This is a genomic window from Paenibacillus sp. FSL R7-277 (genome assembly GCF_000517965.1).
Classification (GTDB): Bacteria; Bacillota; Bacilli; order Paenibacillales; family Paenibacillaceae; genus Paenibacillus_AQ; species Paenibacillus_AQ silagei.
This window is the reverse complement of sequence record NZ_ASPX01000009.1, coordinates 200,822-214,954: the sequence shown is the minus strand read 5'-3', so window position 1 is coordinate 214,954 and position 14,133 is coordinate 200,822. Positions and strand designations below refer to the sequence as shown.

General features: G+C 52.8%; 14 protein-coding genes. 10 read left to right on the top strand and 4 right to left on the bottom strand.

Features of this window, described 5'->3' with window-relative positions:
• Positions 1-22: 22 nt before the first annotated feature.
• Positions 23-865 (bottom strand): NAD-dependent epimerase/dehydratase family protein, encoded by an 843-nt coding sequence (locus tag C173_RS05015; protein WP_036722958.1) that lies wholly within the window; start codon positions 863-865, stop codon positions 23-25.
• A 118-nt stretch (positions 866-983) separates the two neighbouring features.
• Here C173_RS05015 and C173_RS05010 point away from each other — a divergent pair, with 118 nt between their 5' ends.
• The 6 genes from C173_RS05010 to C173_RS04985 all read left to right on the top strand — a co-directional run bounded on the left by C173_RS05010 (position 984) and on the right by C173_RS04985 (position 6,411).
• Positions 984-1,820, top strand: a complete 837-nt coding sequence (locus C173_RS05010; RefSeq protein ID WP_036722956.1) for a helix-turn-helix transcriptional regulator — start codon at positions 984-986, stop codon at positions 1,818-1,820.
• A 424-nt stretch (positions 1,821-2,244) separates the two neighbouring features.
• Positions 2,245-2,712 carry a hypothetical protein gene (locus C173_RS05005; RefSeq protein WP_081751022.1) on the top strand — a complete coding sequence of 156 codons (468 nt, stop codon included), beginning with the start codon at positions 2,245-2,247 and terminating at the stop codon, positions 2,710-2,712.
• Between the two features lie 31 nt (positions 2,713-2,743).
• Entirely contained in the window at positions 2,744-3,751 is a 1,008-nt protein-coding gene (locus tag C173_RS05000; RefSeq protein WP_235191778.1) for a helix-turn-helix transcriptional regulator, read from the top strand.
• Positions 3,752-3,905: 154 nt separating this feature from the next.
• Complete coding sequence (locus tag C173_RS04995; RefSeq protein ID WP_235191777.1) at positions 3,906-5,111, top strand: hypothetical protein; 1,206 nt, start codon at positions 3,906-3,908, stop codon at positions 5,109-5,111.
• Positions 5,112-5,246: 135 nt separating this feature from the next.
• On the top strand, positions 5,247-5,714 hold the full coding sequence (locus tag C173_RS04990; protein WP_036723089.1) for an SMI1/KNR4 family protein: 468 nt from the start codon (positions 5,247-5,249) through the stop codon (positions 5,712-5,714).
• Between the two features lie 136 nt (positions 5,715-5,850).
• A complete protein-coding gene (locus C173_RS04985) occupies positions 5,851-6,411 on the top strand; it encodes a hypothetical protein (RefSeq protein WP_036722953.1) in 561 nt (186 codons plus the stop codon).
• A gap of 74 nt (positions 6,412-6,485) precedes the next feature.
• Here C173_RS04985 and C173_RS04980 read toward each other — a convergent pair whose 3' ends face one another.
• The gene (locus C173_RS04980; protein WP_036722952.1) at positions 6,486-7,340 is read right to left on the bottom strand and encodes a LysR family transcriptional regulator; all 855 of its coding nucleotides are present in this window, start codon (positions 7,338-7,340) and stop codon (positions 6,486-6,488) included.
• A 139-nt stretch (positions 7,341-7,479) separates the two neighbouring features.
• Between C173_RS04980 and C173_RS04975 the strand changes: the two genes are divergently transcribed.
• Both C173_RS04975 and C173_RS04970 read left to right on the top strand, forming a co-directional pair.
• On the top strand, positions 7,480-8,322 hold the full coding sequence (locus C173_RS04975; RefSeq protein WP_036722951.1) for a hypothetical protein: 843 nt from the start codon (positions 7,480-7,482) through the stop codon (positions 8,320-8,322).
• Between the two features lie 26 nt (positions 8,323-8,348).
• A complete protein-coding gene (locus C173_RS04970) occupies positions 8,349-9,515 on the top strand; it encodes a DUF7832 domain-containing protein (protein ID WP_036722950.1) in 1,167 nt (388 codons plus the stop codon).
• Positions 9,516-9,539: 24 nt separating this feature from the next.
• On the opposite strand, the gene C173_RS04965 is transcribed toward C173_RS04970, so the two are convergent.
• Complete coding sequence (locus C173_RS04965; protein WP_036722949.1) at positions 9,540-9,815, bottom strand: hypothetical protein; 276 nt, start codon at positions 9,813-9,815, stop codon at positions 9,540-9,542.
• Positions 9,816-9,911: 96 nt separating this feature from the next.
• Positions 9,912-10,910, bottom strand: a complete 999-nt coding sequence (locus tag C173_RS04960; RefSeq protein ID WP_036722948.1) for a PocR ligand-binding domain-containing protein — start codon at positions 10,908-10,910, stop codon at positions 9,912-9,914.
• Between the two features lie 172 nt (positions 10,911-11,082).
• On the opposite strand from C173_RS04960, the gene C173_RS04955 reads away from it, so the two are divergent.
• Positions 11,083-12,225 (top strand): glycerol dehydrogenase, encoded by a 1,143-nt coding sequence (locus tag C173_RS04955; protein WP_036722947.1) that lies wholly within the window; start codon positions 11,083-11,085, stop codon positions 12,223-12,225.
• The gene (dhaK, locus tag C173_RS33325) at positions 12,222-13,982 is read left to right on the top strand and encodes a dihydroxyacetone kinase subunit DhaK (protein ID WP_036722946.1); all 1,761 of its coding nucleotides are present in this window, start codon (positions 12,222-12,224) and stop codon (positions 13,980-13,982) included. Before C173_RS04955 ends, dhaK begins: the two co-directional genes overlap by 4 nt.
• Positions 13,983-14,133 lie beyond the last annotated feature (151 nt).

The following is a 14,133-nucleotide window of genomic DNA, read 5'->3' as shown; positions in this document are numbered from 1 at the left end:
ACAGAGGTGCAGGCGGGTTAGATCATAACGCTCCTGCATCTCTTGCCGTATAGAACGTCGGATAGATCGGGCGGTAATGCAGTTCGTCTCTGATCCGCGAGGTATCGACAATCATGTCCCATGGATCATATGGCTGCTGCAGAGCTTCAGGCGCGGGTTCGGCCTGATGAAGCTGAAGCATCTCGGCCACGGAGATCGGTGCATCATCAGCCACATTATAGATGCGTCCGTCGATGCCCGGCGTGAAGGCGGCGAGCATCAGTGCCTGGCTGATATCCGCATGATGGGCCATATGGATGCGTCTGGCCGGATTCCATTGGCTGAAATAAGGCAGTACCTCCGCGATATGGGGGTCGCGCTCACCGTAGACGAAGGGAAAACGTACAATACGCAGCCCTAAGCCCTGTTCACGGTGAAGTGCCAGCAGCGCCGCTTCAGCTTCCGCCTTACTCTGGGGATAGGCAAAAGCAGGCCGGAGGCCATCCTCCTCCCGGCTGGGCCGCGAATGACCTCCCGGTCCGTAGACGTGGTTGGTGCTTGCGAATACGTACCTTGGCACATCCGCATCCAGCGCTGCACGGGCCAAAGCCACAGCACCGTCAATATTGGCTATTCGGGTGGTCTGCTCATCCACGCCGCGGAACTGGGCGGCTAAGTGAACCACAACGCCAATGTCCCGCAGTGCCTCAAGATATCCTTCCGGCTGCAGAAGATCGCCTTCTACGCATTCAGCCCCTTGCTGGCGAAGCTCCTCCACCCTGGCAGTATCCCTGACCAAGAGTTTAACCTGATGGCCGCGCTGGAGCAGACGCGGAACCAGACGGCTTCCTACCTTACCTGTTGCTCCAGTTACAAAAATCTTCATCCTCAGATCCTCCTAAGTTGTTAAGTCATAGGAGGAGTATAATGGGACGCGCGAATAGCATCCTTCCTGCCTTTATCGTATGATTGGGAGTGTCAGGATAAGGAGGCGATTCTATTCTATGGAGAACGTTTCTTCCAAAATATCATTGGGTGAATTTCTGCGTACGCGCCGGGAACGCCTTACGCCGGAGGATGTGGGGCTGAAATCTTATGGGCGGCGGCGGATTACAGGGCTGCGCCGGGAAGAAGTGGCCCAGCTTGCCCATATCGGAACCTCGTGGTACACCTCCCTGGAGCAAGGCCGGAACGTCAATCCATCGGAGGAAGTGCTTAATAATATTGCCAGAGCCTTGCGGTTAACAGAGGATGAACGCCAGCATCTGCATCTTCTTGCCAGACCGGTACAACAGGACAGGGAAGCGGATCTGCACATTCCTGCGGGCATTGAACGGATGATCCAGGCGCTAGGTCCGCATCCGGCATTTGTGCTGGGGAGATATTGGGATATGCTGATGTGGAATCAGGCGGCTGAGCTTGTGTTCCGGTTACCTTCGTGTGCGGATGCGGTGCCGGAGAGAATCAACTGGGTCAGATATCTTTTGACAGGGCTGGGGCCATCCGTAGAGGGTTGGGGAACTGGAGCCAAAGTCCTGATTGCCCAGTTCCGTGCGGATTACGCGCGCTTCCCTGATGATGCGGGGTTTAAGCAGCTCATCGAAGAGTTCATGCAGAACAGTCAGCTCTTTCGCGAGATCTGGCCGCTTCATGAGGTTCAGGCTATAGCAGACCACCACAAACAGAGATATGATCCCCGGATCGGCGAGATGGAGTTTGAGCATGTGACCCTGCAGCCTCCGGGTAATCCGGACCTGAAGGTGATGATCTACACAGCTTCAACAGAGACAAGTGAGCGGCTGCAGCGTATGCTGGAGACTCTTGGGGCAAAAGCGAAATAGAAACTAAAAAAGCTGGGAGGCCCCTTGAGCGCCTCCAGCTTTTTTGTACATAAATCGGACCTAGTAGGGGTAGTCCTAATTGCAATTTGTACAACTAAATCGCCGGATGTGCCGCCAAATCTCTTTTTAGATGTATTTCGTGCAATTAAAATGCCTCTAGTTCTGGATTTTTGCCCATCCAGGCAAATTTAGTTGTACAGACTACAATTAGAAGAAGATGGACTTCCGTTTCACTGTTTTTAGTTGCACAGAATACACTTACCCCTGTTTTTTCGCTACAGATACAGCCTCATCCCTTACCGCATTTATGGACTGAAATCACTTGATTAACTAGGATGGTCTTTTACCCTTGAGAAGGGAAAACGGGGCGGTTAACAGAAATGGTATAGGAGACAGAAAATCAGTGAAACGGAAGGATAGAGCCATGAGTAACTTAATTCTGAAGCATTGGACGGAGGAGTGTGAGCTGCCCGGGATCAATTGTATTGCTTGGGCAGATGGCAGCATTACGATTCTGAATATTGAGATCTTTTACGACCCCAATACCCGTCAGCGTACAATGACCTGTTCCCCCTTGTGTGACACAACGATTGAGAGCATTGTGAAGTATAACGATGATCCTTGGACCATTGTTGATGCATGGATGAGTCTGGATTATGAGGGCGGTACAATCTACGGCGGGGACGGGCAGATGGGGAATGAGGGCTTCATTGCCTGCACCGGTGCGGACGGCAATATGGTTTGGGCTATTTTCTCGGATGTCACCAATCCTATCAAGCAATTAAGTATTGAAGACCGGACATTAATCGCGATGAATGAGCATGATGAGCTGAGGATCGAGATCAATCTGGATCATCTTACAGAGATGAGGCTGATCCCATGCCGCAAGTAGAATCAAGAAATGCCTTTTCCAGTATTCTAGAATGAACATAGAGCGGTTGGAACGAGGGGGTGAGCGGACGGTGTACGAGTGGCACAGGCAGATCCAGACCATTGTCGATGATATGGACCAAAGCATTAAGCAGCATAACAGTGAGGCCATAACGCTGCAATCTCTTGCTGACAAGCTGGGTTATTCGGAGTTTCATACGACGAGGAAGTTCAAAGAGATATCCGGGATGCAGCTTAGGGATTATCTTCGCCACCGGAAGCTGGCTTTTGCACTGAAGGAGGTGCGGGACAGCGGAAAAAGCATTCTGGATATTGCGCTCGACTATGGATTCTCCTCCCATGAAGCTTTTACGCGCGCGTTCAAGGTGACCTATGGTGTGGCCCCAAGCGAGTACCGGAGGCACCCGTACCCTGTCGTCCTGCGGACCAAAATCAACCCGTTTGACCGCTACTTTTTCGGACTAGGAGAGGTTGGCATGATCAAATCTACAGAAGAGGTTAAGATTTATTTCGTCACCATTCCCGCGCACAAATTCCTGCACATTAAGAACTACGAGAGCAACGGGTACTGGGATTTCTGGCAGAAGCAGAGCCTGATTCCAGGGCAGGACTGCGAGACCATCAGCGGCTTGCTGGACAGTATCAAGGGGAAACTGGATGATGATGGCGGAAGCGATACGAACAGCGGCAACGGCCAGATTATGGCGTATATGAATGACCCGGACGGCAGGCTCTGCGATTGGGGATTTCCGCGTACAGAGTGTTACGGTGTGCGTCTCCCTTATGAGTATGAAGGTGAAGTCCCCGCGCAGATGCTGATGGCGGATGTCCCCGAGGCCGAGTATATCGTATTCGAGCACGGGCCATTCGATTATGAGCAGGAGAATCGCAGTGTCGAGGAACGGATGGAGCAGGCGATGGCCACTTTTGACTATACAGGCACTGGCTACTGCTTCGACCTCACTCCCGGCCGGATCATCTACTTCTATTTCAACCCGGATCGGTACTTCAAGTATGTCCGGCCTGTGCGGAAGTCTTAATCGCTGCCAAGCACCTGCTGCTTCATAGGGTAGGTGCTTTACTGATTTCCATAGAAGAAGAGCATTGTAACTCTACCCATGATATACAGCACTGAGGACATCCATAATTTGTGATTAACTTGTAGAAGTTGATGATGAAAGGGTGATATTCCTTATGGATGTAAAAAGTTCCAATACATATGGCGGCGTAGCGGCTCAGGCGCGAATGAGGTATGCTCGTCCTCTGCTGCTTGCCCTAATGTCTATCCTTCTGATCAGCAGCCTGGCAGCCTGCAGCGGCAACTCTTCTGCGGGTGAAACAGCAAGTCCGTCTGCACAACCAGCCAGTCCATCGGCACCTCCTGCCCAATTGGCCCAGGCAACGCCTGCTGCAACCCCGCTAACGACCAAAGCGACTGGCCAGATTTATCTGTATGGCGAATCCCATGGGGTTGCCAAGATTATGGACAAGGAATATGAAGCCTGGTCTGACTATTACCACAATAAGGGTATGAGACACTTGTTCGTGGAACAGTCCTATTTCGCTGCGGAATTCTTGAATCTGTGGATGAAGGCGGACAATGACGACATTTTGGAGGAGCTTTATCAGGATTGGGAAGGGACTCAGGGTCACGTTCCTTATACGAAGACTTTTTTTCGAACAATAAAAAGCGGATGTCCTGATACTATTTTCCACGGAACAGATATTGGGCATGGACCTGATACTACCGGCGAGCGGTTCTTGTCTTATCTTAAGGCCAACGATTTGACCGGATCGGAGATGTACACCTTAACTGCCGAGGCGATTCAACAAGGGCAGAGATATTACAGCAGTTATGATGGTGTATACCGGGAAAATAAGATGACGGAGAATTTCATCCGAGAATTTGAAAAGCTGGGCAACGAGAGCATCATGGGCATTTACGGGGCAGCGCATACCGGAGTCAATGAAATGGATCTTTTTACCAAGTCTGTTCCTTGCATGGCCAATCAATTACATAAGCACTATGGAGGCAACCTGCACTCCGAGGATATTAGCTGGATGGTGAAGGATATTGAACCGCTCAGAGTAGAAGAAATCACTATGCAGGGTAAGAAGTATGCAGCATCGTATTACGGGAAGCAGGACATGAGTGGATTCAGGGATTATGTTTACTGGGAGTTTTGGCGATTAGAAGATGCTTACGAAGATGCCAGCAAGCTGACACAGACGGGTAATGTTCTTCCATATGATCAATATCCGATGCTGATCGAAGAAGGTCAGGTATTTGCCATCAGCCTTACTAAAACAGACGGTTCCACGGAAAGAGAATACCATGTGGCTAACGGTAAGCAGTGGGAGGGAAGGGATGCAACGGAGCAGATCAAGGTAAAGGAATGATTCTAGCGGATTTTTGAAATAAGTGACCTGCGGAAATGGTATATTAGTGTAGGAGTTTCCATTTCTTAAGCGGATGGGCAGGTGTATCTTTTGGACACGAATAGTGGAAAAGGAAAAGCTCTTATCAGGGAATTTATGACTTGGGCGGAGGAGCAGGGCTGGGAGATAAAGAGGAAATCCGGTTCTCAGCTACATTTAGATAGCGGGATTACTTCCCGATATCAAGGACTACCCGATGAGTATTTAGAATTTCTAAAGATAGTTGAGACCTGCGTTGCACCGGATGAGCAAACCTGGTTTAATTGTGAGGCTGAGTTTAATCATAGCGCGGAAACCGAATTCCGGTGGAATGAATTTGAAATGCTTAGTGTGGAGGCAGCAGCGGGTGATCCAGCTTGGCAGTCAGAGATTACGTCCTGGTGGGATCATCACTTGCCGATCGTAATGTCTGTGAAGGACGGATATTCCTTCTACGCCATCGACTTAACGACAGACAGCGGGGCTATTGTCCGTGGAGTTGAGCCTGAATTTGAAGAGGTTGAGAAGGTAGCCGATTCATTTGGGGAGTTTCTGGCCTGGATGATATCGGATTCGAGTAGATAGACTCTAAGATGCGAGAAGATCAGAACCTGAGGGAATAGGTTCTGATCTTTTTTATTGATTAGGAGATTATGATTTTCGTCCGATGTGGATAAGTTGTGCATAAAGTTGGGGGTAAGTGTCTTGGAGCATCGGCAGGATGACTATATTCTGGTTCAGTAATAGGAATGACTTCGCTGATTTCACCGAACAGCCGGATATGGTCGAAAAACCGATCACATTCGGTGCGGCAGAGGCGTGTGGGCCGGATATGGTCGAAAAACCGACCACATTCGGTGCGGCAGAGGCGTGTGGGCCGGATATGGTCGAAAAACCGATCACATTCGGTGCGGCAGAGGCATGTGGGCCGGATATGGTCGAAAAACCGACCACATTCGGTGCGGCAGAGGCGTGTTGGTTGGATATGGTCGAAAAACCGATCACATTAGGTGCGTCAGAGGCGTGTTGGTTGGATATGGTCGAAAAACCGACCACATTCGGTGCGTCAGAGGCGCGTGGGCCGGATATGGTCGAAAAACCGACCCCATTCGGTGCGGCGGAGGCGTGTGGGCCGGATATGGTCGAAAAACCGACCACATTAGGTGCGGCAGAGGCGTGTGGGCCGGATATGGTCGAAAAACCGACCACATTCGGTGCGGCAGAGGCGTGTGGGGATATGGTCGAAAAACCGATCACATTCGGTGCGGCAGAGGCGTGTTGATTGGATATGGTCGAAAAACCGACCCCATTCGGTGCGGCGGAGGCGTGTGGGCCGGATATGGTTTTTATCATTATCTATCTCTGCCCCACCATCTCCACAAACCTGGACATTGCACTGGAAAGCACCGAGTTGCAGCGGTATATCAACCATACCTCTAGCTTCCGGTATTCTTCGGGGAGGTGGTGGGAGATAATTCGTCCGGGCTCTTCTGCCTTGCGGATCGAGGACTTCGGCAGCAGCGATACGCCGAGTCCGGCAGATACTCCGTTCAGAATCATTTCAAGCGTGCCGAATTCCCGGATCTGAACCGAGTGCATCCCGCTCTCGCGCAGGAAGCGCTCCGCTTTGACCCGGTGCGTGCAGCCAACGTCGAAGAACAGCATGGGCTTGTGCAGCAACTCATGCAACTCAGTTGTCCCCGGTTCAGCAATGAGCACCAGCTCCTCCTCGTAAGCCGCAACATGCCCGATATCCGGCTGGTCTATGGGTCCATAGACGAAAGCACCATCTAATTTATGATCAAGCACCTTGTGCAGCAGGTCATGCGTTTCACCCGTGATGAGCGACAGATGGACATCGGGGTAGCGGGAATGGTAATCGGCGATCATCGTCGTCAGATGAATAACCGCTGTCGTCTCAATGGAGCCAATCCGCAGCGGGCCGGCCGGGTGCTCAGAGTATTGTGTTGATTGGACAGCCTCGTCCATTAGCATCAGTATGGCATTCGCGTATTCCAGCAGGTTCTCACCCGCAGGCGTTAGCTTCATTCCCCGGTTGGACCGGTGGAACAGCGGGACCTTCAGCTCGGCCTCCAGGAACTGAATCCGGCTGGTCACATTGGACTGAACATAGTTCAAGGCTTGCGCAGCCTTCGTAATCGTACCCTCCCGGGCCACAGCCTGAAAAATCCTCAAATCTCCACTTTCCATTGCGGTGTCACCTTCTGTATATCATAATCTATGGTAGTACCTTCCGATGCTGATCATTGTACTGAATTCCATCCTTGATGACAAATCCGGCACCCGTAAGGGCCGCCTGGATTAACGATCTTTTACAGGGAGTGAGCAGATGGAGCACAGCAAATTAATAAATGCGTTCAACAAAGAGATTCGTACCCTCCAGAAGAGAACCGTATCCGAAGATGAACTCAGAGAATGGTATACGTTAATTAAGGAAAGTATCCAGGACGATATCAAAGACGGATACAAAGAGACCATCGCCAGAAACCTGACGCTTGGAATTGGTGTACATGGCGGAGATTATCCGAAAAGCCTGATTCTGAACGGGGAACAGGAAGGATGGAAGTATGTTACCCGGTTTCTGTATTGGGAGAAGCATATTCTGCGGAGGCTGTTCAAATATAAAGAGGTCTCTTCAAGAACGATAGGCAGTATTATAGGGCTGGCCTTGCTATGGGATATGAAGGAGCTGGCACAATTGGCCAGGGATTATTTCCAGATGATTTTTGAAGAGGATGCGCAGCGCTATACCCGCAACGAGACACATCATTTGTTCATGGCGTTGTTACATGACTTATTCGTCACGGAGCAGATCAATCAGAAGCTGTATTCGGTGCTGCCGGAGCAGCATGTGTACCGGAGAGTTCTCGACCATTGCTACACCACCGATGAAGAGCTGCTGAGCAGCCTGATGAGTGAAATCAGCGATTACCATATCCACAGCTCACTGGATCTTCCCCATAAATTCGCAGAAATTCTATGCTTGAATTACATCCCTTATGAAATCCGGCTCATCCAAAATATGAGACAGGCCGAGGGACTCAATAACGTTTCAGTAGACCATCCACTGCTAACCACCCCGCTTGCTCAGATTCCAGAAAGCAAAGTAGAGTGGGATTTAGCGGGTGATGAAGTGTATCAATTTTTATTAAAAAGGGAAGCCGGGAGCTAGAGCCTGCTGGCCGAAAGGAGACCTATATGGCATATGACCGGATCGATTGGCATTCCGGGGGAGATTATCCTGCAGATCTGCCGGAAGAGAATGGCGGGATTCATATCGGGATGTTCCTGGCCTGGGCCTTGGGCCGCGGTATGGCGGGGGAAATTCACCTTGAGGAGTCGGCGGAGGCGCTGAAGCGGCTGAAACGCCGTGAGCTCACAGGGCTGGAATACCTGCTGGAGTACTGTGACGGGAAGTTCTGGGATGAGGATCTGGACGAGCGCGGCAATGCCTTCGCCGCCGATTATTATGACGGTCAATCGGCGTTCGCCGCACAGTATGGAAGGTATCTCAATGATTACTGTGAGGTGTTCAACCGCCTGGCGGCTGAACAAGGCCGTGAATATCCAAGCATCTATCATGTAGAGAACAGCTGGGAGAATTACGACCGCCTGAAGCCCATGCTGGATGACCGTTTTGCCCAGTGGGAGGTCTGGTCTGAAGGCCCTTCTAACCGTAAGCTTGATCCCAAAGCTCAATTCCTTCAGGCCTGCCAGCAGACCGGGCAGCAGTTCCTCCAGGAAGAGGGCTTCAAATCCAATAAGGCGGGTACGGTATGGAAAAAAACAGCGGCCGACAAAGATACCGTATTCGAGCTCTCTTTCCAACCGCAGTCTTACAACACCCGCACCGATGTACGGATGACCGTGAACCTGCGGATTGCCAGCAAGTCCGTCAAAAAATGGCTTGCCGGACAAACCGGCAGAGGGGACGATACCGTTCTGTTCGGCTCGCTGCGCAGGCCGCAGAAATCGTCAAGCGCTATCGTCTGGCAGGTCGCCGGCTCACAACTGGATTCCTCCCGGCAGGAGATCGGTCAGCTGATTGGGGAACGTGTCCTGCCGCTGTTCGAGCTGTTCGCAGACCGTCCCCGCGCACTGGAGCAGCTTGCCGCCTGCGGCGCAGGATTCCCCGGCATCTGCGATGCTGAATCCAGTCCGCTGGCCTATCTGCTGTGTTTCGGCACACAAGAGCAGGCGCAGCGCTTCTTTACGAATTATTTCAACAGCCGGCCGTCGCCTTGGCGCCGGAATATTCATCAGACCTACAAGCGGCTGCAGGAGGGAGAATCATGGGACTATTCCGCCTATGTCCGTGAGAATGATGTGAAGCTGGCGTTCAAGAACGGCCTGGTTATCCCTTGATGCTGTAGACAGGCAGCAGGGATGTTACCACACTCCGAAGCCCGGATCATACTCCCGGACGGCCGAATAAATCGCCTCCACTATACGGGGAAGGTCTTCTTCCGGGTAGCCATAGTCCTCGGGCATGGCCTGCGGGTGAACAATAGCAGATACGCTGCCGGGGTACAGCTCAATCTTATGCTTTTCTATCCCAATCTCGAAAGAATCCTTGAATGTCAACCCGTCATGGGCCAGAAAAAAGTACAGGTCGTGTATATCATCCTCTTCAATGATGAGCACACCTTGTTCGTTCAGCTTCATGCGGCTAACCCCCTGCTCGAATAGTGTTGTATCTATTATACCGGATCGGGCGGAGGCTGAGAATGATTCAAGCCAGCTATCCCATTCATCTTCCCCTCAATGTCTGTCCTTAAGTGCAGCACGGTAGGACAGGGGAGTTGCCGACTCGTATTTCTTGAAGATCTTAATGAAATAGCCGGCATCGCAAAAATTCAAGTGATTGCTGATCTCGTTGACTGACCAATCCGTTGTTGCCAACAGCTCCTTCGCCCACCCGATCTTCATGCGAGCAACATATAGGGAGAAATGCTCTCCCATCTCCCTGGTGAACAAGCGGCTGAAGTAGCTAGGGCTGATATGGCATAGCTGTGCCAGCATTTTCAGCGAGAAATTCTCCTCCCGGTGGCTTAGCATGTAGTCCAAAGCGGGCTGCAGCGTAGAATTGGTACATTCCGTCTTGTATGCGCTTCCCAAAGAGACCGGAGTCTTAGGAGCCGAGGGCGGCTCTACGGGCTGATGCGGCAGCTCAAGCTGGAGCTTGGACTCCTGCGGGTTCAAGGCCTCATGCTGCCGGCTTCGCTCCAGCAGCTCATGCTTCAGGATCGATTCCTTGACCACATAGTTGCACAAATGATAGAGCATATCGGCGGTGGCCACAACCTCCTCATACGTCATGACGGGCAGCAGTTCGTACTTACGGGCCCGATCCTCCGTCATGGCGTCCTGCTGCGGACGGGATACAATCTGCTCCAGATTCAGGCCGCTTCCCTCCGCCAGCCGGATCTGTCCGGCCATCAGCGCACCGATGTACTGATTATCGACAATGATAGGGATAGCAATGTCGAGAATATCGAAGTGGCAGCGGTAGATATAGGGCCGGCTCAGCCGCACAGCCTCCAGACCTCCGCGCGCGTCACATTTTTGACAATAGGCTGAGAATTCCTTGTCGCTGCGCACGGTCTGGCAGAAGGCTTGGCAGCGGCTATGTGCTGTAACCGGCACGCCTTTATAATCGACCATAATGATGGCCATGCGCGTCACCAGGGACAATGATTCCTGAAGCTTGCCCCATTCATCCATATCAATGATATATTTCAAATCGAATTTGGATTGCATCCGGCTCACCCTTTCCATCTACAGTCACAAGTGGGAACAAGATAATTATAATTCAGATGCTGACAACATAATAATACTATTTTGCAGCATATTAATTCGTTTGCTTTGTCCCATGCGCCCCTCCATCCACTTGTCTATAATGGGGACATACGACTCGAGGAGGAATGAAAGAATGAGAAGAACCTTTATCAGCCCGGCTAAGTACACACAAGGTGAGGATGAGCTGCTTCAATTGGGATACTTCGTCAGTACTTTCGGCACATCGGCTCTGCTGATTGCGCATCCGGATGATGTGAAGCGTGTGCAGGCCAAGCTCGATGCCACCAGCAGTCAATTCGGCATTACTCTCGTGAAGGGGGATTTCCAGGGCGAATGCTCCCGGCAGGAGATTTCCAGACTACAGGAGCTGGCCCGTGAGCACAAGTGTGCTTGCACAATCGGTCTTGGCGGCGGCAAGGCGATCGACACGGCCAAATGTGTGGCAGAAGGCGATGCGCTGATTATCGTTCCTACCATTGCGGCCACCGATGCACCCACCAGCCATTCCGCTGTGATTTACACTTCTGAAGGCGCTTTCGAGGATTATGCTTACTTCAAAGCCAGTCCTTCGGTTGTGCTGATTGATACGACTGTTATTGCGCAGGCTCCTACCCGCTTCCTGGTATCCGGGATGGGCGATGCCCTCTCCACCTACTTCGAGGCCAGAGCTACTGCGGCATCCTATTCCAATGTCAATGCGGGGCTTCCTTGCGGAGTGCATGCAGGCGTGATTACGGAGGCCAAAGGCACCAAAGCCGCGCTGGCCCTTGCCCGCTTATGCTACGATACACTGCTGGAGGATGGTGTCTTAGCCAAGCTGGCTTGTGATCAGAACGTGGTGACACCGGCGCTGGAGAATATTATCGAAACGAACATCCTGCTGTCGGGACTTGGCTTCGAGAGCAGCGGTCTGGCTGCCGCACATGCCATCCATAACGGCCTGACGGCGCTTGAAGGCACCCATCATTATTACCATGGCGAGAAGGTGGCCTTCAGCACGATTGCACAGCTCGTTCTGGAGAATGCGCAGCAGTCAGAGATCGATCAGGTGTTGTCCTTCTGCCACTCCGTGGGCCTTCCCGTATGCCTGGCCGATATTGGTGTCGCTTCCATCTCCCATGGGGAGCTGCTGGAAGTGGCCCGCAAGGCGTGTATCCCGGAAGAGTCGATTCATTCGATGCCGTTCCCGGTTACCGCTGAAGCGGTTGCCGCTGCCATTGCTGTCGCTGACAAGCTGGGCGAAGCCTTCAAGAAGAGTAAGGAGCAGCGCGTATGAAAAAGATAATCAACGATCCGGCCAATCTCGTCCGTGAGATGTGCAGTGGACTGGTGATGGCTCATCCGCAGCTGACATTCGACAGCAAATACAAAATTGTCTCCAGGTCTGCGCCGAATCCTGACAAGGTAACGTTGATCAGCGGCGGGGGCAGCGGCCATGAGCCGGCGCATGCCGGGCTGGTCGGACCGGGAATGCTGGATGCCGCAGTCTGCGGGGATGTCTTCGCCTCCCCGTCACAGATTCAGGTCTACCAGGCGATCCGCAACCATACCGGCCATAAGGGCGCTCTGCTGATCATCAAGAATTACAGCGGCGATATGATGAACTTCCAGAATGCGGCTTGTCTGGCGGCTGAGGACGGCCTCTCTGTGGACTATGTGAAGGTTGATGATGATATTGCAGTAGAAGACAGCCTGTATACGGTGGGACGCCGAGGGGTTGCTGGCACGATTCTGGTGCATAAGGTTGCCGGGGCGGCTGCCGAGGCCGGACTGCCGCTGGCCGAGGTGAAGCAGGCCGCGCAGCATGCGGCAGAGCATGTGCGCAGTCTTGGTTTTGCTTTTACCTCCTGTACCGTTCCGGCCAAGGGTACGCCTACCTTCCAGCTTCAGGAGGATGAGATGGAGTATGGGGTCGGCATTCATGGTGAACCGGGCATCCGCAGAGAAAAGCTGCTGACCGCCGATGAGCTGGCGGAACGTATGATCTCTGCCCTGCTGGCCAGTCTGAACCTGGATCAGCCGGACGGCGGAGAGGTGGTGGTGCTCGTCAACGGCTTCGGCGCAACGCCTCTGCAGGAGCTGTACCTGCTCAATCACTCCGTGATCCGTAGTCTGGGAGAACGGGGGATCATCATCCGCCAATCTCTGGTGGGCAACTATATGACCAGCATTGATATGGCCGGCGCTTCCATCAGCCTGATGAAGCTGGATGATGAGCTGCGCAGATGGCTTGCTGAGCCTTGCGATACTCCGGCGCTCCGGTTAACGGGTGAGCTTGCGCCGGTGCAATACGTCAGCCCACTTCCACAGCATGAGGCTCAGGCTGAGGTGAGCCTGACGGCCGAGACCGATCCGGGCTTCGCTGTCCTCCGTGACGAACGGCTGCAGCTGGATAATATCATCTATCTGGTGGATAAGATGAGCGAGATTATTATCGCGAATGAGGCTCCCTTCTGTGAGCTGGATGCTCATGCGGGTGATGGAGACTTCGGGATGAGTGTCGCCAAGGGCTTCAAGCAATTGAAGCGGGAATGGAAGGAGCTTGTGCAGGATCACGCTACGGATATCGGAAGCTTCCTTCAGGCCTGCTCCCTGATCATTATGGAGCATTGCGGCGGAGCTTCCGGTCCAATCTGGGGCTCAGCCTTCCGCTCAGCAGGCAAATATGCTACAGGCCGGACCTCGCTGAATACGCTGGAGATGGCCGGGATGCTGGACGCGGCGGCTCAGGGCATCCAGGCTACCGGTGAACGCTCCTTCGGACGGGGAGCAGTCGTGGGTGATAAGACGCTGATCGATGCGCTGATTCCTTGTGCCGAAGCCTGGAAGAGCAGCGCGCAGCAGCAGCTGTCCTTGAAGGAGGCCTTCGCCAGGGGGGCTGAAGCCGCTGTCACGGGGGCGGAGCGTACGAAATCCATCGTTGCGCGGATGGGCCGGGCCGGGACAGTAGGTGAGCGCAGCATCGGCCACCCGGATGCGGGCGCATTTGCCCTGGGGGTTATTTTCACAGAGCTGTCTAACGCTGTCCAATAGACCTTTCATGGCCATAAGCCCGCCTGCCACTTCACCGTGGCGGCGGGCTTATTCTTGTCTAATAACGAGGAGCCTGGAACATATGCAGGGTGTGATATGATGGAAGACAATCGCCCAGGCCATTATGTGACATTCTTTGAATATGCAGGAG

Excerpts from the sequence above, each read along its gene's own strand:
- C173_RS05015 (WP_036722958.1), bottom strand. The coding sequence starts at position 865 with ATGAAGATTTTTGTAACTGGAGCAACAGGTAAGGTAGGAAGCCGTCTG.
- C173_RS05010 (WP_036722956.1), top strand. The coding sequence starts at position 984 with ATGGAGAACGTTTCTTCCAAAATATCATTGGGTGAATTTCTGCGTACG.
- C173_RS05005 (WP_081751022.1), top strand. The coding sequence starts at position 2,245 with ATGAGTAACTTAATTCTGAAGCATTGGACGGAGGAGTGTGAGCTGCCC.
- C173_RS05000 (WP_235191778.1), top strand. The coding sequence starts at position 2,744 with ATGAACATAGAGCGGTTGGAACGAGGGGGTGAGCGGACGGTGTACGAG.
- C173_RS04995 (WP_235191777.1), top strand. The coding sequence starts at position 3,906 with ATGGATGTAAAAAGTTCCAATACATATGGCGGCGTAGCGGCTCAGGCG.
- C173_RS04990 (WP_036723089.1), top strand. The coding sequence starts at position 5,247 with ATGACTTGGGCGGAGGAGCAGGGCTGGGAGATAAAGAGGAAATCCGGT.
- C173_RS04985 (WP_036722953.1), top strand. The coding sequence starts at position 5,851 with ATGACTATATTCTGGTTCAGTAATAGGAATGACTTCGCTGATTTCACC.
- C173_RS04980 (WP_036722952.1), bottom strand. The coding sequence starts at position 7,340 with ATGGAAAGTGGAGATTTGAGGATTTTTCAGGCTGTGGCCCGGGAGGGT.
- C173_RS04975 (WP_036722951.1), top strand. The coding sequence starts at position 7,480 with ATGGAGCACAGCAAATTAATAAATGCGTTCAACAAAGAGATTCGTACC.
- C173_RS04970 (WP_036722950.1), top strand. The coding sequence starts at position 8,349 with ATGGCATATGACCGGATCGATTGGCATTCCGGGGGAGATTATCCTGCA.
- C173_RS04965 (WP_036722949.1), bottom strand. The coding sequence starts at position 9,815 with ATGAAGCTGAACGAACAAGGTGTGCTCATCATTGAAGAGGATGATATA.
- C173_RS04960 (WP_036722948.1), bottom strand. The coding sequence starts at position 10,910 with ATGCAATCCAAATTCGATTTGAAATATATCATTGATATGGATGAATGG.
- C173_RS04955 (WP_036722947.1), top strand. The coding sequence starts at position 11,083 with ATGAGAAGAACCTTTATCAGCCCGGCTAAGTACACACAAGGTGAGGAT.
- dhaK (WP_036722946.1), top strand. The coding sequence starts at position 12,222 with ATGAAAAAGATAATCAACGATCCGGCCAATCTCGTCCGTGAGATGTGC.